Here is a 20,489-nt window from a genome sequence, read left to right on the forward strand (position 1 = left end):
TAAGAGCATGAGAGCACAGGAACATGAGCGCGAAAGCCGGGGGGTAACAAGTGAATGGCACAGTGTGGCCACCTCCCCCGAAAATGGGGCGGCGCACCCTGCGCTTGCGGGAGGGCCCGAGACCGCGGCAGCGGGAGAAACCCAGAATGCTCTGCAGAACGACGTCATTGCACTGCCTCAGCCGCTGCGTGTGCTTATCGTCGAGGACGAGGCAATCATTGCGATGGAAATCGAGATGATACTCGAAGACTTCGGCGCGGAGGTGGTGGGGACTGTCATGTCGGCTCAGGAGGCCGTCGACTATGCTAAATTACACCGGCCAGATTGTATCACCATGGACATCAACCTGAAAGGGGATCGGGATGGGGTCAGTGCGGCATTGGAAATCCATGAGGCGATCGGCATCCGCGCGATCTTCATATCAGCCTATGGCAGCGACGATCTGAAGCTGCGCGCTCAATCCGCACAGCCCTTCGGATGGATCCAAAAACCGATCCGAACAGGTGAGCTTAAAGAGGCGCTCGTCCGGGTGCGTGAAACCTTGTGAAGAAAAGCGACGTCAACCATTCCCTAGATGGCGTTAACGGCCAAACTCTGCGTCTGATGCCTCCAGCCGATCTTTGGAAAAATGGGCGCTAAAGTGGAAACCGGTCTCATCCAGCCGGCGCTCAAAACGCCCTCCAAGACGCCCTTCAACCATTGTTTGAATAAGCCGGCTCCCAAATCCTCGCCGCTCCGGCTGCTCGGGAGGCGCTGCGAGCGGTTCCCGGCGATGCTCCCGCCAGTCTAGGCGGAGAGCATCAGGCGCATCTGCGTTGGACACTTGGATGTGCAAGCGATCGCCCTCTCCCAAGCCGCCATATTTTAAGGCGTTGGTGCCAAGCTCATGCAGGATCAAAGATAAAGGCATCACCGCCTCTCTGCAGATCACGATGGGGGTTGCGTCGATGGCGATATTGTTGTGATCCGGCAGCATGGTGAGAGAGTCCTTGATCAGGTCAGGGAGCAAAACACCACGTTCAGCCTCTACGATCGACGTCTTATTCGCACGCCCTATGGCAATGATGCGACCCAAAAACATGTCATCCAGCTCCTGGATCGACTGCGCCTGACGAGAACATTGGCGGTAGATCGAGGATAAAACGGACAAGCTGTTGCTGACCCTATGCACCATTTCGGTGCGCAAAGTCTCACGGCTCTCAGCCCCTTGCTTGCGGCGTATGGCGGCACCCACTTGGCTGCCAACAGTTTTCACCAAACGCAGGATCTCCGGGTCCATTCTGGAGCTATCTGTGCCGAAAAACTCAAGCACCGCATGAACATTGCCCCCATGTGGCACCGCAAGTGCCACACCGCGCGTTAACCCCACCTCAGTAAAAATCTCGCGGCGCAAGAATTTGCAGTCATCAATCAGGTTTTCGAGCGCCTCCAACCCGCCTGATTGCCAGGCCCGGCCCGGAAGCCCTTGCCCCGGTTTGAACTGGAGGCGGGAGGTGACCTCTACAACCGGCCGATACCGTTCATCGCGCAGGCACCAAATCCCCGAAGGCTCCAAGATCTGAGCGCGGCCTTCGCCCCGTACAACATAGAGATGCCCCGCATCCATGCTGGCAATATCGCATACCTCGTCGAGACAGAACTGGATGAAGTCATCAAGGGGCACATCTTCGATCAGCTTTTGGCCCATATTCATGACAGCCGTCGCTTCTCGCGCGCGCAGCTCTTGTTCGCGATGCGCCGCTTCCTCAATAGATCGATCGCGCACAAAGGCGTAAAAACTATGTTGCTGGTCGGAGTGGTTGATCGCGAAGATCGACAACTCGACCGGAAACTCGACGCCTGTCCGGTGCAGGGCCGTAATTTTGATACGTCTCTCAAGAACGGGGCCTTCGCCTGTGCGGTTGTAATGCTCAAGACCGCGCGCGTGGTGTTCACGATGTTGAGCCGGCACAATCAATTCACCTAAGACCGCGCACAAGGCCTCCTCCTTGGACCAACCAAAGAGTTCTTCGGCCGCGCCATTCCAAGCCGTTACGCGCCCCTCTGAGCTCATGCCTATGACTGCATCCAGCGCCCGGCTCAGCAGAAGCTCTAAATTCTCCATGCCCGCATCTTTCTCCCCCTATCAGTATCTTAGGCAAGAACTGTAGATCAGTCGAGAGAGCTGCCAAATGGCGCATGGCATGACCTTGAACATGGTTCGAAGCGCCTTCAATGCTGTAACAATTCGTGTCACCGCTCAGCATGTCGTGGAGTTCTAAGAAAATGGACTGCGGATTAAGGTTCAATTGGCTGCGTGACGAAGAAGGTGCAATTACGCTTCTTTCTCTCTTCATGTTTTTGACTGCACTTGTTCTTGGCGGACTTGCTGTGGATTCAAATAAGGTCATTTCCGAGCGGACACGGTTGCAAGCAGCAGCCGATAGCGCAGCTCATGCCGCCCTATACACTCGTGAAAAGGACGGGTCGGAGGCTGCTGCAACCAAAGCCGTGGAAACCGTCAGTGGCATGCTTTCTATGAACAAATTCGGAAGCTCCGCGCTTCTGACGACAGATGTCAGCTTTGGGGAATGGGATAAGAGTGAGCTAACTTTTCGAGAGGATTCAGACTCAGATTCTGCAGTTCGCGTATATGCAATGATGAAAGAAGAACGGAATAATGCTTCCCGCAATCTTCTATTAGGTTTAATAGGCCGGGATACCTTTGATATTGCGGTAGAGTCTGTTTATTCGACCTATTTTCCGGGCTGTTTTACCGAAGGTATGGTCGCTGAAGGAACAGTAGACGTTCGGTCTAACAACAGCTTTACAAGCGGGTTTTGCATTCACTCGAACGAATATGTGAGTATGAACCAAGGCAATTACTTCGAAGCTGGAACAGTGGTTTCGATGCCCAACATCGAAGACATCAATATACCAGCGTCCGGCTTTGAAAAGAACGATGGACTTCAAACTGCCCTCCGCGACGGAAAATATCGCCTCAGGCTCCTTAATCAGCTACCGGAAATTATTGACAGCTTCTGGAACGCCGAGGCTGAACATCTTCCTCAATATGTAAGTTCCAACTACTATCACGAGGTAGATCTAAAAGAGTACCCAGGATTACCACCTGGTGAACAAGAGCCTAAGGGAAATGCGCAATCTCTGAGCCCGTATCACTTTATGCGAAACGCCGTGAACCGAATGTCGTGTCCAGGGTCAGGAAAGATGACGATGGATGCAGGATTGTATCAACAAATCGTATTTGTTACCAACTGCGAACTCAAGTTTGCAAATGGGGTCGTCTTTGAGGACGCCGTCATAGCGACAACTAATAAAGCGACGACATCATTTAATTCTCCTCAAGGTTTACAGATTGGACGTAACGACCATTGCGCGGATGGTGGTGGGGCGACCCTGATGACCCTAGGAGGTTTCAAGGCTGCATCTTCACTAAGTCTCCACAACGGGCAGATATTAGCATTGGGAGATATCCAGTTTTCTGCAAATGCCGGAGGGGTAAATGGGGCGTCCCTTGTCTCTAATGGTCGGATAATCGGTACGAGCAATATGGACATGGGGTACTGTAGCAATTCTGGTATGGAGAACGCCTATCGCGCGCCATACTTTCGGGTGGTGAAATAAAGCGTCGTTTTCGCCGATGGGGATTCAACCAGGCCCTTTATTGTTGATTGTCCCAAAGCCGAAGCGGCGGCATTACAGCTCATATGTGGGAGAGCCCAAGTTTTTGTCCGCACCTCCCTCGCGCGCTTCTTGGATCATCTCTGCGGCTTCTTCTCGATCTTCATGGTCAGCTTTTGGGGCGTCTTGTTTCGCCTCCGCAGATGGCTCGTATTGAAGCTCCGCAAAGACCGGGAAGTGATCGGAGCCAATATTAGGAAGACGGCGCAGTTCTACCAGCGTGAAGGAGGTATCATGAAAAATATGGTCCAGCGGCCATCGCAACAGCTGATGACCGGCGTGAAAGGAATTGAACATGCCCCGGCCGCGGCGCGGGTCCAGAGCGCCACTCATACGCTGGAAGAGCCGCGTGGTATGTGACCAGGCCACGTCGTTCAAATCCCCTGCTACAATCGCGGCGCGCTTTGAGCGCCGCATTTCTTTAGCAACCAACAAAAGCTCGCCATCGCGCCCTTCGCTGTCGTGATCGGGATCGGGCGGGCGCGGATGGACCCCAAAAAATTCGATCCAGACGCCCGAAGGTAAAAGCACGCCGGTGCGGATCGAAGGGATTTTGTCCGACAGAAGAAATCGCACGTCATCTGCTTCAAGCTCGAACTTTGAGAACAATTCCATGCCGTAGTAATTGTCCTGAGGGCGCTTGATCCGATAGGGGAACAGCTCATCAAGCGGGACGAGCTTTTGGTGCCACCAGTCGTCTGTCTCAACCACAAGCAGCAGGTCTGGATCGACCTCACGCACCACCTGGAGAAGATCTGTCGCCCGGCGGTTTTCCATCAGCACGTTCGAAATCATGACCTTGATGCTATCTGCGCGCCGGTATGAGGAGGTCTTCCTGACTTGGTTCGGGGCAATCATTGTGTAGGGAAAGATCCGAACGAGTTGGAGACCCAGAGCGGGCACCATAAAAATTAGGTAAAGGACGTCCCACAGGTCATTGATGTCAATAAATAAAATGTAGCTCGCAAGCAGAGACGCCAGCGCCGTGGCGATCTGTAGACGGGGAAAATCAGCCGCCCGCACCCACCATCGGGCGCTGCGAATAAGGGGAAAGATCGTCAACACGACGAAGATGCCGGAAATGACCCAGTAAAGAGGTCTCACATCAAAATTCCTTCCCCATTGTGCTTGAACAGATACATCGAAACCATCACGCGGCAAGGGACGGCCCTCCGCAGCCGCAGCCTGTGCTGAAATTAGACTTCAGCAGTTTATGCTTGCGTCTGAACGCATTGCGGCATGAGCATGCAGCGAGCAAAGGGAAGAAACCTATGATCCGCAGCCGGTTGAAGTTCACCATCCGAAATCTCAGCGAAAAGCTTTGGATCAGGCCCCTGCGCAATGCGGTGCTCGCAGTTCTGATCGTCTATGTCGCACATCTTGCCGACCAGCTGCCGCTGCAGGATCTGGTGCCCGACATCAGCATTGAGACGGTAGAGAAGCTGCTGACGGTGATCTCAGCCAGCATGCTTGGCGTGGCTACTTTTGCTGTGGCCTCCATGGTCTCTGCCTATGCCTCCGCCGGGGGCAGTGCGACACCGCGTGCTTTTGCGCTGATCGTTGCAGATGGCGTGTCTCAAGAGGCTTTGTCGAGCTTCATCGGTGCCTTCATCTTCAGCATCGTCGGCATCATCGCCGTCAAAGTCGGCTTTTTCGGCGTGGCGGGGCGCTTTGCGCTCTTTTTGTTTACCATCGCGATATTTGCCTGGGTGATCCTCACCTTCGTACGTTGGGTCGACAACATTGCCCGGCTCGGCCGCATTGGAAACACGATCGAAAAAGTCGACGCCGCGACACGAGAGGCTTTTGATCATTTCCACGCCTCAGCACCTCTCGGCGGCAGACCGGTCATCAATTTCCCCGAGAATGGCGTGGATATCTACTCTGATGAGCTTGGGTTCATCCAGCACATCGACACAGGCCGGCTTGACGACTGGGCAGGAGAAAATAACGCGATGATCTACGTCAGAAGCCTGCCCGGTGCCTTTGTCGACCCTAAGCGCCCACTTGCGACAGTCGTGACACGCACAGAGAAGACTGTGCTAGATCTGGACATACCGCTGAGTGCCTTCGTCTTGGCTGAGCGCCGCACCTATACCAACGACCCCCGCTTTGGCCTAATTGTCATGTCAGAGATCGGGTCTCGCGCCCTGTCGCCCGGCATTAATGATCCAGGAACGGCAATTGAAATTGTCGTGCGCCTGTCGCGTATCCTCCGCGATTGGACTGTAAAGCAAGAGGGTGAAGACGCACAGCGCCCCCAACTCGAGCGGGTGTTTGTGCCTCCGCTTGAGCCCGGTGATCTTCTCGAAGACGCTTATGGCGCAATCAGCAAAGATGGCGTGGGGTCGGTAGAAGTTGGTATCTGGATACAAAGATCGCTCGCCTTGTTGGCGCAGCTACCAGAGGCGGGCATCCGACAAGCCGCTCAAGTGCAGGCCAAGCTCGCCTTGGAACGAGCGGAGCGGGAGTTGTCGTTTCCCCATGATCTAGCGCGGGTGCGCCGCGCGCATGACGCCGTGTCCAAGCTCAAGCTCCATTAAGTCCAGACCCGCAGCGCCATCACAGACGGCCTCTCTCGATTGAGCATGGCGTATAAAGCGGGTCTGGAGCCCTAGCTCAACCGGCGCAGAGTCTAACATTGGCGCCCCCGAGAAATAGGCCCCGCGCGAAAGTTCTTTGGCGACTCGCCCAAATCTGCGATCCTTATGGGATCAGAGGGGGAACCAAACATGTATTTGGGGAAATTCTCATGGCTTGCACTTGTCTGCGGGACAGCGGCACTTGCCGAGCCGAGCTTGGAACGAGGCAAATACCTTGTTGAGGGGCCAGCAGCTTGCGGAAATTGTCATACGCCCATCGGGCCTGAGGGTCCTGTCGCGGAGATGCAACTCGCAGGGCGTCTTGTGGAGAAGACGCCAGACTTTACCGCCATCGCCCCCAACATCACGCCAGGCGGACGCGTCGCAGAATGGACCGATGAAGACCTTGCCCGCGCCATCCGCGAGGGGGTAACTCCCGGCGGTTCTCGGGTCATCGGCCCTCCCATGCCCATCGCACTCTACAGCCGACTATCGGACGACGACGTCTATTCTATTGTCCAATATCTCCGGACCGTGCCGGCTGTCGAGAATGACCCAGGCGACAGCGTCTACAGCTTTCCCCTGCCCCCCGCATATGGGCCACCCGTGGGCACGGTTCCCCACCCCGAGGAAGGCGTCACGGTAGCATATGGTGAGTATCTTGCCGGCCCGGTTGCCCATTGCATTGAATGCCACAGCCCGATGGGCCCAATGGGCCCCGATTGGGTCAATCAGCTCGGCGCAGGGGGATTTGAGTTCCATGGTCCCTGGGGAAGCTCTGTCTCAGCAAACCTGACGTCCCATGCGGAGGATGGCCTTGCCGCTTGGACCGACGCAGAGCTCAAACAGATGATTACGCGCGGTGTGCGCCCTGATGGGGTAAAGATGATGCCGCCGATGGGGTATGGCTATTACAGCCAGATCAGCCCCGAGGATCTTGATGCTATCCTCCTTTATCTGCGGCAGCTGCCCGCCCTGCCTGACCCAACATAGGTCATGAGATCACGCAGAGGGAAACGATTAGACGATTTGGGAAATCAACTGGAGCGTCACATCATTTTTTTGTCGGATGTTCTTTGCGCTCATCCGGGTAGTAATCTTGATGGCTAAAATAAGTGGCGAGCAGCGCATATAAGGCGCGGGCGTCAAATGACATTGGCTTTGTACGCCCCTCCAGAGGGGTGCCGCCTGAAGGCCAGATCAGCAAACGTCCCGCATCTATGCCTTCGATGAGCGCCCCCTCCCCTTCAGTTTCACTCCATTGTTCAGGAGAGATGATTGAATCTGATGCGTTATTATAGCCAGGACATTTTTGAGGGGACCAATTCATTGAACGTTCCTCTAATAGAATAAGGACTTTAAATCAGCTGCTGATAGAAATGAAGCACAGATAGGCTGTCTAGACCGTAGCGGCTTTCGTAGCTTTGGGAAGCGATAGCAGTGTCAGCTCTAGAGAGGGTCTTATAGAAGCGGGCGCAGTTCACGTTGACCTTAGTCATCGCGAAGCGTCGCCAGTTGGCAACTCACTTTCCAAACCAACCCGGTCGGGGCGTAGGTGAGCTCGACATCTGCTGAGAGTGATGAGGCCGTCAGCTTGTCGATCACAGTCGTTCCAAACCCACGAGACGTTGGCGCTGATACAGCGGGACCATCCTGCTCGCACCAAGACATAGAAAAATTGCCGTCCTCAACCGACCAGTCGATGACGACGCGGCCCACATCGTTGCTCAGACTTCCATATTTGGCAGCATTTGTGGCCAATTCATGCATTGCCATGCCGATCGCCTGCGCTGCGTGCGCGCTAACTTTTACCGGGGGACCCACTACCGTCACCCGCTCCCTGATTGCTTCAAAATGCTCAAGCTGGCCCCGCACCAATGCGTCCAACTCAATCTGCTGCCACCCGTTGTTCACCAGGATATCTTGGTTGGCCGCAAGAGCCTGTAGCCGCTCGCCAAATGCCTCGATGAAGTTCTCTGGGGATCGCAGGGCTGTTTGTCGCGCGATCACCTTGACGACAGACAGCAAGTTTTTGCCGCGATGGTTCACCTCACGCATCAGCATTTGGCGGTTTTCGTCCAATTCTTTCCGATCGGTAATGTCTTGGATGATTTTGATGAGGTAGGAGATCCGCCCCTTAGCGTCGCGCACGCAGCTCACCGTGGTGTGGCCCCATACCAAACTTCCATCTTTGCAAAGATAGCGCTTTTCCAAATCGTACTCATCGGCTGCGCCGGATTTAAGCGCCTCAAGTGCGGTCCTTCCTCGAGGGATATCCTCAGGATGCGTGAAGTCATCAAGCAGGCGGCCCTCCACCTCCTCTGCGCTGTAGCCAAGCATTTCTGCCAAGCGGTCATTGACGCGCATCAATGCGCCTTCCCCACTCACAATGCTGATGCCGACACCCGCGTTCTTGAACGTGGCCTCAAAGCGCTTCTGAGACATCTCAATGTCTTTTGTTCGCTCTTTGACCCGCGATTCCAGTTCCGCGTTGATTTGAGCCAAGTCCAACAACGCCTGCTTTTGCTGGCGCACAATTGCAGCGACAATCAATCCAATGGAAGCCGCGGTCAGGATCAGGAACTGCATCCTGTTGTGCATAAGTGCGATGCTCAAAGCAGGGCTATCGGAGGCACCGAGAATATGCCCATGCGCACCGATCACGAATGTTAATCCCACCACCGCGAGAGCCGCCCCGCGAAACTCAAATCGCAATGCGGCCCAGAGAACCGGCAGCGGCAACAAGTATGTATAATAAGACCCTGTTGCCAAATCCCACGCGGTGACGCCCACCAGCAAACCTGCAATAACAAAGCCTTCAAGCAGCGCGCGCCCTTGGAGCCTCATGCCATCACGCCAGGCATTTACAACTGTGATTGTCATTGGGGTGGCAATCAAAGTGCCTGTGGCATCCCCCAACCACCAAAGCGGCCAGGTGTCTGCAAAGGAGCTTTTGCCTTCTGATGCAACAAAGGCACTGCCAATGGTTGCGCTGATCATAGGGCTTAACAGCACGCCGATGACCAGCAGCCCCAGAACCTGGGACAGCGTGGTCAACCGCCGGATGGGGGCGTCAAAAAGCGGGGCGAGAATGTAGCCCGCCGCAAATATCGCAGCCGCGTTAGCGACCATATACCCAAGGGCGGCGGTGACGGTGCTGTTGTACCACAGGAAGTTTCCAGTGATCTCTCCGAAGATCCCAAGCGCAATCCACCACGGCCAAGTTTCTCTGCGGTGGATCAGCAACGCCGCGAGGATCACGCCATTGGGCGGCCAAACAGTAACGGGGGCGCCCGGCACAATCGCCATCCACCGACCAAAAGCAGCTGCCAACAAGTAAATCGCATAAAAGCCCAGCACAGATGGAATACTGGGAAAGTGCGCGCCCCTTCTGGCAGCCTTATCGGGGCTCTGCGCAAAGCCAGCATCCAAGTTCGCCAAGGCCCCTGACGACAGCGTTCGGGCAAAGAAAGTCCCCTTCACATACTTCCCCTCTCATCAGGCTTTTGAAAGATACTTTCATATTCTTGCATGTTTGCAAAAATGTTTTTGGGACCCGTAATCTGTCTTGGTCGTGCTCGTAAAGCCAAGCTGTAAATCCTCTCTGGCTTCGGCTGCCTTGGGGCAAGCACCAGAGCCTGGGTGCCATACCAACTTCAAGGCTCGTGCAGAAACGCCATCAGATTTTGTGCTGCATGCAGGATACGAATAATCTCAACGTGGTTACCGTCTAACCAATAAATCCACCAGATGCGCACCCTTTAGATGAACCCCTGCAGGCGGCGTAAATTCTGCACGTACTCGGGCAACTTCCGGAAAGTCGGCAAGCAGCTCAAAGACCGCAAACAGACAATATGCATAGCGATCCGTTTGGTCAGGAGCCTAGCTGGCAGCGCCATGTTGCCAGATTTCAGTAATACCGTTCTGCGCAACCGGACGAAGCGTCCAGTGCCCGCTACTTGGCATAGTGCGCGCGCATATCGGCTTTAAATCCCTCACGGTCTAGCGAGACACTTGGTCCGCTGGCAAATCCCACATCCATGGCAGCCTGAATCTCTGCAATTGCGTCGTAGCGCGCATGGTCCCGTCGGATCAGGTCACGAACATAATCACTTGAGTTGGCATAGCGCCCAGATTTGGACTGATGCTCTACCCAAGATTTCATCGATCAGATAATGAAATATTCATGGTAGCCATAGCGCCCCCTTTTCCAATCAATATATGGCAAGGATTGCCATATATTGATTCTAATTAGCGCAAGATTCAAATTGTACCGACTTAGGGGGCGATATCGACGGAATCCAGGCTCTCAGGCGCCCACCACTGCTTCATAATGCTGACGTCAGAACGGATGTTCTGCTGTCACTAACTTACGGCTGACGAGCCTCCATTATCTTTTTCGGTAAAAAGTCACGCAAACTACTCTCTATGAGGAGCTATGACTGAAATCTGGTGTTTGTGCAGTTTGAAGGTTGGCGGCGTATTTGGTTGATCTGTTGTTGCGAGACAGCAAGGCACCCGAAGGAGATTTACCATTTCAGATGCTCGCCACCATCGGTGCAGATCAGTTGCCCGGTGACCGCAGGGGCATCAATAAAATAGCCCAATGCTGCGGTGATATCCTCAAGGTTTACCCCTCGCTCCAACACTGTGTCTCGACGCTCTTGGGCAAAGACTTCTTCAGACTGATGTTGACCTTGCAAGGTTGGTCCAGGGCCTATGCCGTTCACCCGGATTGCCGGCGCCAGCGCTTGGGCCGTCGTACGTGTCATGGCCCAAAGACCCATCTTGGCAATGGTATAGCTCATGAACTCCGGCGTCAGGCTGTGCACGCGTTGGTCAATCATGTTCACAATCAGCCCAGTGGCACGCGGCTCGCCGCGTTCATCTGGCGTGGCGTGCAGCCCCTGCCCCGCCATGGCCTGCGTCAGCACAAAAGGCGCGCGCAGGTTGCTGCCAATATGGCGCTCCCAGCTTTCAGGGGTGGCCGTGTAGATGTCATCCGCTTCAAATATCGACGCATTGTTGACCAAACAGGTGATCGGACCTCCAAGCGCCGCCGCCGCGCGGGGCAGCAGGGTCTGCGTCTCAGCCTCGTCGAGCAGGTTGGCTTGCAATAGAGAGGCACGCCGCCCCTGCGCCACGATGTCAGCGGCTGTTTCTTCCGCCTCCATCCGCGAGGTGGCGTAATGCACGGCCACATCGAACCCTCGTCCCGCAAGGTAGAGCGCCATAGCGCGCCCGAGGCGCTTTCCAGCGCCGGTCACCAGTGCTCGACGCATGACGCCTCTCCTCAGATCCTAATCAGACTTGGGTAAAACACATAAAGCGCGCGCAGCACCAGACCCCCCAAAAAAGACAGAGCGGCCGAGATCACTTAGCCAACATGGAAGAGCGTGTTGAACAGCTTCGGGTCGAAGCTTTGCGCGGCAAAGGTATCGCCTTGGGTCAGCACGCTAATGGCATCATGGCTGTGCAGGCTTTCTTGATGGCTTGCCACAATGCGGAAATCCCCTACCCGCGCATCCGCAAGGAGCTGTTCACAAAAGAGCCGCGCCGCATCCTCGACGAAGATCGGGTTGGCGGCGTTCAGCTCGGCAAAGGCCTGTTCGTCTTCGCGTTTGACCATCACTTGGGTTTCTGTCGGCACCGCGCGGCGGCAAAAGTCAATCAGGTCTTCAAACCAGAGGCAGCCCTCTGCGTCGAGGACCTCCACCGAGATCCGCGCGACCGAGCGCTGTGAATGCGGCGTGGCCAACTGCCCGCGGGTTGCGCGGGCATGTTCGCTCAGCTCCAGCGAACAAGGACAGGTGCTGGAATAAACATAGTCGAGATGGACGATCTTTTTGCGCTTCCCCTCCTGTTCTACAAGTTCCAGCGCGATGTCGTAATATTGGTAGCCGGCGAGCCCCGAGCGCAGACTTTCGATCTTCATTGGGAAGGAAAACCGCATCTGGATCCGCGCATCGAGGCTTTCCAGATCAGCTTTATAGTCATCCAGCGCGGCTTCGATCACCTCGAAGCTGAAGGTCGCTTCAGCATGGCGGTAGAAGCTGCGCATGATACGAGACATATTAATGCCCTTCTTCTGCGCATCGAGCGAGACCGACCCGGTGACCGAGGTTTCAAGCTGCAAATCACCGGCGCCGCGGCTGTGGTAGCGGATCGGCAGGCGGAAGTTGGAAATGCCCACATGCTGGATCAACTGCTGCGCGCCGCGGATCAGGCTGGAAGGGCCGTTTTGCAGGTCAGGCAGCGTGGCTTTGTAATTGGCACCCCCGGTGAAATCCGCCGGATAGATGCGGTTGAACGCGGGGTATCCGGCACCGTTTACCATCCGCGCGACCGCGGGGTCGAGCGCGGCGACCTCGGCCGAAGTGGCCTCCTGAGCCCACGCGCGCAGGGTGGCGAGCGCAGCCTTGGCCGCCTTCCGATCCGGTGTCTCTGACACCTTTGTCTCAATAGTCATAAGCGCCCCTTTGATCTGTCGGCCGCACGCTAAGATGGTTTAACCGGTAACACCATGGCACAGCGCAGCAAGACGACACCTTGGCCAGCCCCTCGTATCGGGTGACACAGACCAAAGGCTCTCGAACGTGACAACGTTTGCAGAGCAGGCCTGGGGCTGCCACTACGGTCCCCAGCCCGAATTGACTTGCCAAGCATTTCCCACATAGATGCACAATCTATGGTAATATCCGAGGCGACAGGTGCCCCTTTCAAAAATCAACGGTAAACTTCTGCATTTTGTCCATATCCCTAAAACGGGTGGATCGTGCATCACAAGCTACCTCAGGGCCAAGGGACCGCTGGCTCTTTACAGCCGCGAGCCGGTAGAATGGTCCAAAACCACGCCTCAACATATGGAAGCAGCAACGCAGCGCATGATCTTGCCCGATGGTTTTTGCGATCATCGGTTCTGTATTCTGCGCGACCCGTTTGAGCGTTTGCTGAGCGAGTATCGCTACCGTGCGACCCGAAAAAATCCTGCCGAGGCACTGCCCGAGCACATCGGGCCCGGCGACGCACTGACCGTGGAGCTCGATTGGACGACAGAGTTTTGCGGCACCTTTGATGCATGGGTTGAAAAGATTTTTGCAGATCAGATTGCTGACCCCTATCTGTCGGACAATCACATCCGACCTCAGGTGGAATTTACCGGGCCCGACGTAAAGATGTTTCTCTTTGAGGAGGGCCTCGAGCAGGTGTTCCACTGGATTGACCATGTCACTCAAACTGACCGCGCCATCGTGCCTCTCGACCGCAACAGCAGCGTGAAATTCTCCATCCAAATGCTTGAACAAACGCGTAAATCAATCGAAAACTTCTACCAAGAAGACCTGCAGTTGATCCAAGAAATCAAAGCAGGAAGGAGATCCGCGCTGCAAGTATCACGCTAAAGTTCAAGGCCACCACCGGCCCCCTGTGAGGAGCCCTCATAGGGGGGCACATGCTCTCCCGCGCGGTCCAATACTACGTCACAGGACAGAACTCTGCTTGGTCAAAGCATAACAGACAGGGTAAGGAACTTCTGGCGGTGAGAACCAGTCCCCGTCCTGCAAAGTGGCATCTATTTTGAAAAGGCCTCAAAATTGCCACCAATATCTGGTTGTCTTTGAACCGACATACGAGAGCGACGGGGACCATCAAGGATCGATTATGAGACTTAAGAATATTCTGAACCCCATTTTTGTGGCTGCCTTGCTCGCCCTCCCCACTATAGGGGCCGCGCAAACAATCTTGACTGTTGCAACCTCCGAGCAATCCGCGACCTATACGCTGGAAGATCTGCTCGCGCTGCCTCAGACCACCGTTGTGACTAAAAACGACTATGTGGATACCGCAGCCACGTTCCAAGGACCGCGCCTGCGCGCGGTGCTGGAGCCCCTGAATGTCGCGCCCGATGCGACCCTAAAAATGGTGGCACTGAATGATTTCAGCTCAGATGTGCCAGCCGTAGATGCCTTTGATTACGATGTCATTCTGGCGGTGCTGCGTGACGGAGAGCCGATGTCAGTGCGGGACAAAGGACCTATTTGGGTCATTTATCCGATGGACGACCATGCGGAGCTTCAAGACAATTCCATTAACGGCAGACTGGTATGGCAGCTCAAAAACATATCCGTCGAGTGACCGATAAAAGCAGATCCGTTCGCGCGGCGCTTCTCGTATTTTTTGTAGGCGCCGTGCTTTTTGGCAGTGGGATCGTCTATAAGCTGAGCGATAGGGTCGACAATATCCAGACCGCGGAGCAAAGCGACCCGCTCTGGATCGGTTCACAGCTTCAGTTCGAAATGCTCAGGCTTGAGAAAGAGCTCAGCGAAGTCGCGCTCGGCCTTAGACCCGCAAGCGATGTGGCCTTGCGCTTTGACATCGCCTGGAGCCGGATCACGATCCTTCAGGAAGGTAAGCTTTCGCGGCTTCTCAAGAGTTTTGCCATAGATCAAACCGTGCTTTCTGCCCTTGAGGAAACCTTCCAGACCGTTGAGCCCCATATTGCTGAGTTCGCAGCACAAGAGATGACAGACGCCGTGCGGCGGCAAAAGGCCGCGCATATTCTGGATGCTCTCGAAGGCTACGATATGGCTTTACGGGACTTGTTGGTGGCCCTTGCACAGGCCAAAAACAGCTCTCTCACTGAGTTCAGAACCGGTCTGCTGTCTTTATCGCATGCCATTGCCTATCTCGGCATGACACTTTTGACCCTCTTTGGCATCTTCGCCTCCCTGCTTCTGATCGAACTGCGAGCTGTCAAAAAGAGGGAAAGAGAAATGCGCATTTTGGCCGAAGAAGCGACCTCAGCATCACGCATGAAAATGAACTTCATGAGTGTGGTCAGCCACGAGTTGCGCACACCACTCACCTCGCTTCTCGGCGGGCTGTCTTTGCTGAAAGCCAAAGTGGGCGCCACGTTGAAAGACCCAACGGCTTTGAAACTGCTAGACGTCGCCAGCCGCAACGGGGATCGGCTGCTCACATTGGTCAACGATATTTTGGATGCCCAAGCCTTAAGCGATGGAAAAGTCTCGGTAAAGCGCGAGTCAGCGGACCTCAATGAAGTCGTCATAGCCGCGGTTGAAAATTGCCAAAGCTACGCGGAAAAGCTTGGGGTCCGCTACGCTGTTCACACCCCCAAAGAGACCTTGATCTCTTTCACCGACAGCGCGCGGGTGGCGCAGGTCCTGAACAACCTGATCTCCAACGCCGCCAAATTTACCTCCCCCGGGGATGTGGTTGAGGTCAGCCTGACGCGGCTCAACGACAAAGCGCGGATCGAAGTCACCGACCATGGGATCGGCATCCCCGAGGCTTTGCAGCCCGACATTTTCACTCCCTTTCATCAGATCAACCCCGGCACCACCGGCGCAAACAAAAGCAGCGGTTTGGGGCTGAGCATCACCAAACAATTGATAGACCTGCTCGGCGGAAAGGTGGGGTTCACCTCCGTCGAAGGAGAAGGATCGGTGTTCTGGATCGAACTGGAACTGCGCTCGCACTCTCGTGAGACCTCAAATGCGCGATTTACCCCGGTGCTTCTTACACCCCTAGCTTAAAAGCAATGCCGCTGCTGCCAAGCTTTGCGCGATGCGCGTGGTTTACCCCCTCTTAAGAGAGCAGATGTGCGCATCTCCAAGGGCCAGCAAACTCAGTTTAATGTCTCTCGCATGGCGCTAAGCTCAAAGGGACATAGCGCTACTTTCGCATAAGCATCCTGAATAAGCTGGGAAATCATCGGGTCGATGTCGCCATATTCTTTCATTAGCTTGCTGACCTCGGCATAGGTTAAGTCGCTAAACTTGCGTGCGTTCAGCTGGTTATACCCTTCTACGAAGTTATCCACACTGTATCCGGTCATTCTTTAATCCTCCCCAGGACTTTAGCAGCGCTAAGTGTCTTTACAGAAAATCGCGCGGTATTCAAGCATTTCGATTTGGACGTCTAAATCAGATAAAGCCAGTTGGTCGTCACAGCATATCCATTGCCAGAGCGCGCTCCGCCGCCTACACATTTGAGACGATATACGGGGAAGTGCATATGTGGAATTCGAGGTACGTATCCGAGATTGATTATACGTTCGGTCATTTTCCCCTTTTGTCCTCGGACAGCCTAAAGCCCGCAGCCCTGCTGGCGAGCGACAAGCATTCCGTTCCAGAAAGCCCCACAGATCTGGAGTTGGACGCATGCAAGATTTTGGGTAGCAATTAGGGCTCTTGATGCGACCAGATTATCTGCATGGTCTTTTTGACCGTCCTCATATGCGCAAAACAGTCCTTTATGTTCTGATATTTCTACTGACGCTGTGGCATGGCCATTTTTTTCTGACCGGTTACCGGCTGTCGGCTGACGATGTCTATTTCACCTATATTGCGCTGCAGGGACCCAAAACTGTTCTGGAAACGGCCCGCTGGATTGCCGAAGGGCAAGGACGGGTCGGATTTCTCTATCTTCAGCCCATCAATATGTTCGCGGCGCTGATGTCTGAGATGTTGATCTGGCGCCTCGTGTTCGTCACGCTCTACTTCTCCACGGTCTGGTTAATCTTTGTCTATGCGGGAAAGGTGCTCAAACTTTCCATCGCACCGTTTTCTTTTCTCATTTTCCTCGCTCTGCATCCCTTGGGTTTTGAACATCTTCCCCCCACCACCTACCCCTTACAGAACACCCTGCCTTTTTTGGTATTGGTCAGCTGTCGCCTTGTTGCCCTGTCTTACGGAGAACGGGGGGGCTGGAGGGTACTGAACCGCTTGCTTCAGTTCGGCGCCATGCTGGCCACCGAATTTGCTTTGCTTTTGGGCATCGTCATGGTGGCGGCAGAGGTATTTGCCAACCACCCCTTGTCCCTGCGCCGCCCTCTGCCTTGGCTGCGCGCTCTTGTGAAAGACACACGCGTCTGGATTGAGATCGTCACTCTGGGTTTGGTCGTGGGCGTCTATATTGCGTATCGGCTGGCGCATCCCTCAGGGTATGAGGGAAACTCTCTCGCAGGGATCGGCAATCTCGGTGCTCTGATCAGCACCACCTGGCACCATATCAATGATGGGTTGGTGCTGCCGCGCTTTAGCAGCCGTTTTCTAAAGGTGCCGCTCTCGGTCTGGACCGGGACTGCCCTGTCAGGCCTGGCCATGTATGCCGCAATCATTTTGACCCTTCGTATCCCCTTTGGCAAAAAAGTCTCTTTCGCAGCAGTCGCGGCGTTTCTGCTGATCAGCATGATCTTTGTGACGCTGCCTGTCAGCGCGTCGCTTAAGCAGCAGGGCTGGTGTCAAGGAACAGGCCATTGCGCCTATCTCGACAGCCGCACCAGCATTCTAGGGGTGGTCTTGCTCTTGGCCGTCGCCGGGGCGGCCGCCTTACGGCACAGCCCACACAGAAGGTTCGGGGAGCTCCGGCGCCCTCTGGTGGCCTGCGTAACTGCAGTGATCTTTGCTCTGGGCGGTCTGCACCACTGGCATGTCGCCCAAGATATGCTGCGCTACGATAGAGTTTGGAAAAGCGCTCAGCTCTTGGCCTGTATGCCAAACCTAGTTCCCGAAACGCCCGCCCAGCTTTATGATCTCATCGACCCCGGTCATGTGGTTCCCTTTCACGAGGACGAGGCCCCCCTGCGGTTCTGGCCCCTCTACCTCGAGACCGTCCGCCGTCAAAGTGACTGTTCAGGCACGCAGGTGCTACAGCGCAGCCTCGCGGGGAGCTACCTTCCCAATTTATGGCCAGAAGAGCTGCAGAATATTGGCGGGGATGAAGGGTCGAGGTATTTAGGATCTGGCTGGTCTGAAATCGAGGATTGGGGCGTTTGGAGCCACGCAGAAAAAGCGGAGCTGATCATCATCCCCAAAGGGTTAGAGCCCGGGGATCAGGCAAGATTGCAGCTCGATGCGCAGATGTTTCTGGGCCCAGACCGGAGCGCGCAACGCCTTATCATCACACAAAATGGCCAAACACTTTGGGAAGGCACGCGCGGCTCAGAAGGCCAATCCCCTGATCCGATCTTCCGCCTCCTGCCTCACGATCCTGCACAGGAGACCATCACCCTGACGCTCATATTGCCAGATGCCCATGCGCCCCCAACTGGCGGGGATACCCGCACGCTTGGTATTGGTTTAAAAGGACTTCTCCTACATAGGCCCTGATAGATTATCGGGGCGCGTAGACCCAAAATTTAAGCAAAAGAAACGTGATGGCAGGGGTTCCACAGGCGATAAAAATCCCGGCCCAGCCTGATGCCCAACCCAACCCTTCTGTGACCAAGGCCACCCAGAATGCATTGAGCACGTAGCCCACGGCCACCACCACGGCAAAACGTAGCGCCAGCGTGCGGCCCGTCCCCGCCTGCTTGGAAGATCCCGCGAAACTGAACCACGTATGCCCCACATACGACAGGCCGACGCCGACCAAAAACCCCATAGCGTTGGCGACTTGAGGTGATACGAGTGAAAGCATGCCAAGATAGGTGCCTACATGCACCCCGGTGGCCAATGCCCCTACGCCTCCAAAGCGCAAGATTTCCCCAAGAAGATGGCGCATTAGGGTTTATGATCCTCGGCGTTTGCCGTCTCAAACTGAATCTGCTCGCGCACCAAATAAATAGGCCGTGCCTTCACCTCGGTGAATATGCGCGCCAAATATTCGCCAATAATGCCTAAGTTGATCATGATCAGCCCATTGAAAAACAACAGCACCGTGGCGAGCGTGGCAAAGCCGGGCGTATCACGACCGAACAACAATGTGTCGATCAAGATATAGAGCATGAACAAAAGGGCCGCTGCCGCGACCATAAATCCCACATAGCTCCACATTCGGAGCGGCACGGTGCTGAAGGAGATGATCCCTTCCATTGCCAGTTGGAACAGCTTCCGGAACCCGAACTTACCACTACCCTCTTGGCGCGCGGGGCGCACAAAATCGATCGTGGTTTGGCGAAAACCAAGCCAGGCAAATATTCCCTTCATAAAGCGGGTGCGTTCTGGAAGGCGGTGCAAGGCATTCACCACCTCACGGTCCATCAACCGGAAATCTCCGACATTCTCTGGGATTTCCACATCAGACATCATTCGAAGCAAGCGATAGAACATACGGGCCGAGCCGCGCTTAAACATCGTATCCGAACTGCGTTCAGCCCGGCGCGCCAACACGACATCAAACCCATCCTGCCAATGCGCCACCATTTCTGGCAACAGCTCAGGCGGCTCCTGCAGATCGGCATCTATTGGGATGACAGCGGCGCCGCGCGCCAGATCCAGCCCGGCGGTCAACGCGGCCTCTTTACCGAAGTTCCGCGTCAAGTCGACGACCCGCACGCGCGGATCTTTCCGCGCAATACCTGTCAGCGCAAGAAGCGTGGCATCGCGCGACCCGTCATTGACACAAACGATCTCGTAGGGGAGCCCGATATCATCCAGTATCGGACGGACCGTGTCGAAAAAACGCTGAATTACGTTTTCCTCGTTGTACATAGGCACAACGAGGGACAATTCCGGGGCGCCCATGCTGTCTGGAGTATTGGTCATTGAAAACCTAATGTCTGAATATGGTCACCCAAGGCAACACGCTGAATGCTAAACTTCCCCGGCAGGCTTAACAAAACCACACCCCCAATATCTATAAATAAACGACCCTAACCCACACATCCCCTCAGGAAGAAAAGAAGCTCTCTGTTTGGAAGCCACGTGGGGGCCGCGTCTTGCGTCCCGATGAGGACGTTTGGGTATCAGCTGACTGGCAGCTGGGCCGTCAACCTGGAAATAACCTTATCTGCCAGAATGATGAGCAACCTCTCACTGGCGTCATCCTGTGCGGCAACAGACAAAGTTCCTTCGGAAGAGTAGGATGTGAAGGAGTCTACTTTTCCAGAGGTAATCACATCCCCATTCGTCTCATCGATCAACTGATAGCTCACATTTCCTATTTTATGAGAAATGTTCATGTCGCTCACATCCAAGCCTTGATCATATATCGAGATATTATACCGCAAGGTTGTGCTGGCACCCACGTTGCGACCCAGACGTTGCTCAAAACTGCGGGTAAAAATGTACTCTTCCCGGTTTGTAGGCGCCACCAACTTAATATTCTCAAGATCTCGACCCAGCTGAGAGCCAGAGGCATAGGTCGGCTCAAACCCACAGGCGCCGAGACCCAAAATCATGAAAATGGCTATAAAATAATAGCTTACCCAACTTCGCATTTTATCACTCCTGTGCAAAATAGCCCTTTCGTATAAGCGTCGAG

Annotated in this window: 18 protein-coding genes and 1 pseudogene; 8 read left to right on the plus strand and 11 right to left on the minus strand. The window is 54.9% G+C overall.

Going from position 1 to position 20,489, the window contains the following annotated elements:
- Nucleotides 1-7 precede the first annotated feature (7 nt).
- Nucleotides 8-547, plus strand: coding sequence for a response regulator (locus DSM14862_RS18125; RefSeq protein ID WP_007121508.1), 540 nt, complete (start codon nucleotides 8-10; stop codon nucleotides 545-547).
- A gap of 33 nt (nucleotides 548-580) precedes the next feature.
- On the opposite strand, the gene DSM14862_RS18130 is transcribed toward DSM14862_RS18125, so the two are convergent.
- The gene (locus tag DSM14862_RS18130) at nucleotides 581-2,104 is read right to left on the minus strand and encodes a PAS domain S-box protein (RefSeq protein WP_243254402.1); all 1,524 of its coding nucleotides are present in this window, start codon (nucleotides 2,102-2,104) and stop codon (nucleotides 581-583) included.
- Between the two features lie 161 nt (nucleotides 2,105-2,265).
- On the opposite strand from DSM14862_RS18130, the gene DSM14862_RS18135 reads away from it, so the two are divergent.
- Nucleotides 2,266-3,624 (plus strand): Tad domain-containing protein, encoded by a 1,359-nt coding sequence (locus DSM14862_RS18135; RefSeq protein ID WP_050770485.1) that lies wholly within the window; start codon nucleotides 2,266-2,268, stop codon nucleotides 3,622-3,624.
- A gap of 72 nt (nucleotides 3,625-3,696) precedes the next feature.
- Here the strand turns inward: DSM14862_RS18135 and DSM14862_RS18140 are convergent, their stop codons facing one another.
- A complete protein-coding gene (locus DSM14862_RS18140) occupies nucleotides 3,697-4,842 on the minus strand; it encodes an endonuclease/exonuclease/phosphatase family protein (RefSeq protein WP_131541720.1) in 1,146 nt (381 codons plus the stop codon).
- Between the two features lie 110 nt (nucleotides 4,843-4,952).
- On the opposite strand from DSM14862_RS18140, the gene DSM14862_RS18145 reads away from it, so the two are divergent.
- Together DSM14862_RS18145 and DSM14862_RS18150 are read left to right on the plus strand one after the other, a co-directional pair.
- Nucleotides 4,953-6,224 carry a DUF2254 domain-containing protein gene (locus DSM14862_RS18145; protein WP_007121362.1) on the plus strand — a complete coding sequence of 424 codons (1,272 nt, stop codon included), beginning with the start codon at nucleotides 4,953-4,955 and terminating at the stop codon, nucleotides 6,222-6,224.
- Nucleotides 6,225-6,413: 189 nt separating this feature from the next.
- Entirely contained in the window at nucleotides 6,414-7,256 is an 843-nt protein-coding gene (locus DSM14862_RS18150) for a c-type cytochrome (RefSeq protein WP_007121361.1), read from the plus strand.
- 61 nt (nucleotides 7,257-7,317) lie between these two features.
- On the opposite strand, the gene DSM14862_RS18155 is transcribed toward DSM14862_RS18150, so the two are convergent.
- The 5 genes and pseudogenes from DSM14862_RS18155 to folE2 form a co-directional block, all read right to left on the minus strand.
- Complete coding sequence (locus DSM14862_RS18155) at nucleotides 7,318-7,593, minus strand: hypothetical protein (protein WP_243254400.1); 276 nt, start codon at nucleotides 7,591-7,593, stop codon at nucleotides 7,318-7,320.
- Between the two features lie 161 nt (nucleotides 7,594-7,754).
- Complete coding sequence (locus tag DSM14862_RS18160; protein ID WP_131541713.1) at nucleotides 7,755-9,746, minus strand: MASE1 domain-containing protein; 1,992 nt, start codon at nucleotides 9,744-9,746, stop codon at nucleotides 7,755-7,757.
- A 472-nt stretch (nucleotides 9,747-10,218) separates the two neighbouring features.
- Nucleotides 10,219-10,460, minus strand: a pseudogene (locus tag DSM14862_RS18165) (type II toxin-antitoxin system ParD family antitoxin).
- Nucleotides 10,461-10,792: 332 nt separating this feature from the next.
- Nucleotides 10,793-11,545 (minus strand): SDR family oxidoreductase, encoded by a 753-nt coding sequence (locus DSM14862_RS18170; protein WP_243254554.1) that lies wholly within the window; start codon nucleotides 11,543-11,545, stop codon nucleotides 10,793-10,795.
- 95 nt (nucleotides 11,546-11,640) lie between these two features.
- Nucleotides 11,641-12,732: a GTP cyclohydrolase FolE2 gene (folE2, locus tag DSM14862_RS18175; protein ID WP_007121251.1), complete on the minus strand. Its 1,092-nt coding sequence runs from the start codon at nucleotides 12,730-12,732 to the stop codon at nucleotides 11,641-11,643.
- A gap of 241 nt (nucleotides 12,733-12,973) precedes the next feature.
- On the opposite strand from folE2, the gene DSM14862_RS18180 reads away from it, so the two are divergent.
- From DSM14862_RS18180 to DSM14862_RS18190, 3 genes are all read left to right on the plus strand, one after another.
- Complete coding sequence (locus DSM14862_RS18180) at nucleotides 12,974-13,663, plus strand: sulfotransferase family 2 domain-containing protein (protein WP_083804605.1); 690 nt, start codon at nucleotides 12,974-12,976, stop codon at nucleotides 13,661-13,663.
- Between the two features lie 259 nt (nucleotides 13,664-13,922).
- On the plus strand, nucleotides 13,923-14,396 hold the full coding sequence (locus tag DSM14862_RS18185; RefSeq protein WP_007121249.1) for a molybdopterin-dependent oxidoreductase: 474 nt from the start codon (nucleotides 13,923-13,925) through the stop codon (nucleotides 14,394-14,396).
- Nucleotides 14,366-15,817 carry a sensor histidine kinase gene (locus tag DSM14862_RS18190; protein WP_243254553.1) on the plus strand — a complete coding sequence of 484 codons (1,452 nt, stop codon included), beginning with the start codon at nucleotides 14,366-14,368 and terminating at the stop codon, nucleotides 15,815-15,817. The genes DSM14862_RS18185 and DSM14862_RS18190 overlap by 31 nt, the downstream gene beginning before the upstream one ends.
- A 92-nt stretch (nucleotides 15,818-15,909) precedes the next feature.
- On the opposite strand, the gene DSM14862_RS18195 is transcribed toward DSM14862_RS18190, so the two are convergent.
- Complete coding sequence (locus tag DSM14862_RS18195) at nucleotides 15,910-16,119, minus strand: hypothetical protein (RefSeq protein ID WP_007121201.1); 210 nt, start codon at nucleotides 16,117-16,119, stop codon at nucleotides 15,910-15,912.
- Between the two features lie 358 nt (nucleotides 16,120-16,477).
- On the opposite strand from DSM14862_RS18195, the gene DSM14862_RS18200 reads away from it, so the two are divergent.
- Nucleotides 16,478-18,394 (plus strand): hypothetical protein, encoded by a 1,917-nt coding sequence (locus DSM14862_RS18200; RefSeq protein ID WP_243254552.1) that lies wholly within the window; start codon nucleotides 16,478-16,480, stop codon nucleotides 18,392-18,394.
- Nucleotides 18,395-18,398: 4 nt separating this feature from the next.
- On the opposite strand, the gene DSM14862_RS18205 is transcribed toward DSM14862_RS18200, so the two are convergent.
- From DSM14862_RS18205 to DSM14862_RS18215, 3 genes are all read right to left on the minus strand, one after another.
- Nucleotides 18,399-18,788, minus strand: a complete 390-nt coding sequence (locus DSM14862_RS18205; RefSeq protein ID WP_007121199.1) for a GtrA family protein — start codon at nucleotides 18,786-18,788, stop codon at nucleotides 18,399-18,401.
- The gene (locus DSM14862_RS18210; protein WP_208855135.1) at nucleotides 18,788-19,771 is read right to left on the minus strand and encodes a glycosyltransferase family 2 protein; all 984 of its coding nucleotides are present in this window, start codon (nucleotides 19,769-19,771) and stop codon (nucleotides 18,788-18,790) included. The genes DSM14862_RS18205 and DSM14862_RS18210 overlap by 1 nt, the downstream gene beginning before the upstream one ends.
- Nucleotides 19,772-19,971: 200 nt before the next feature.
- Nucleotides 19,972-20,445: a lipoprotein, putative gene (locus DSM14862_RS18215; RefSeq protein ID WP_007121197.1), complete on the minus strand. Its 474-nt coding sequence runs from the start codon at nucleotides 20,443-20,445 to the stop codon at nucleotides 19,972-19,974.
- Between the last annotated feature and the right edge of the window lie 44 nt (nucleotides 20,446-20,489).

Source organism: Sulfitobacter indolifex (genome assembly GCF_022788655.1).
Taxonomy (GTDB): Bacteria; Pseudomonadota; Alphaproteobacteria; order Rhodobacterales; family Rhodobacteraceae; genus Sulfitobacter; species Sulfitobacter indolifex.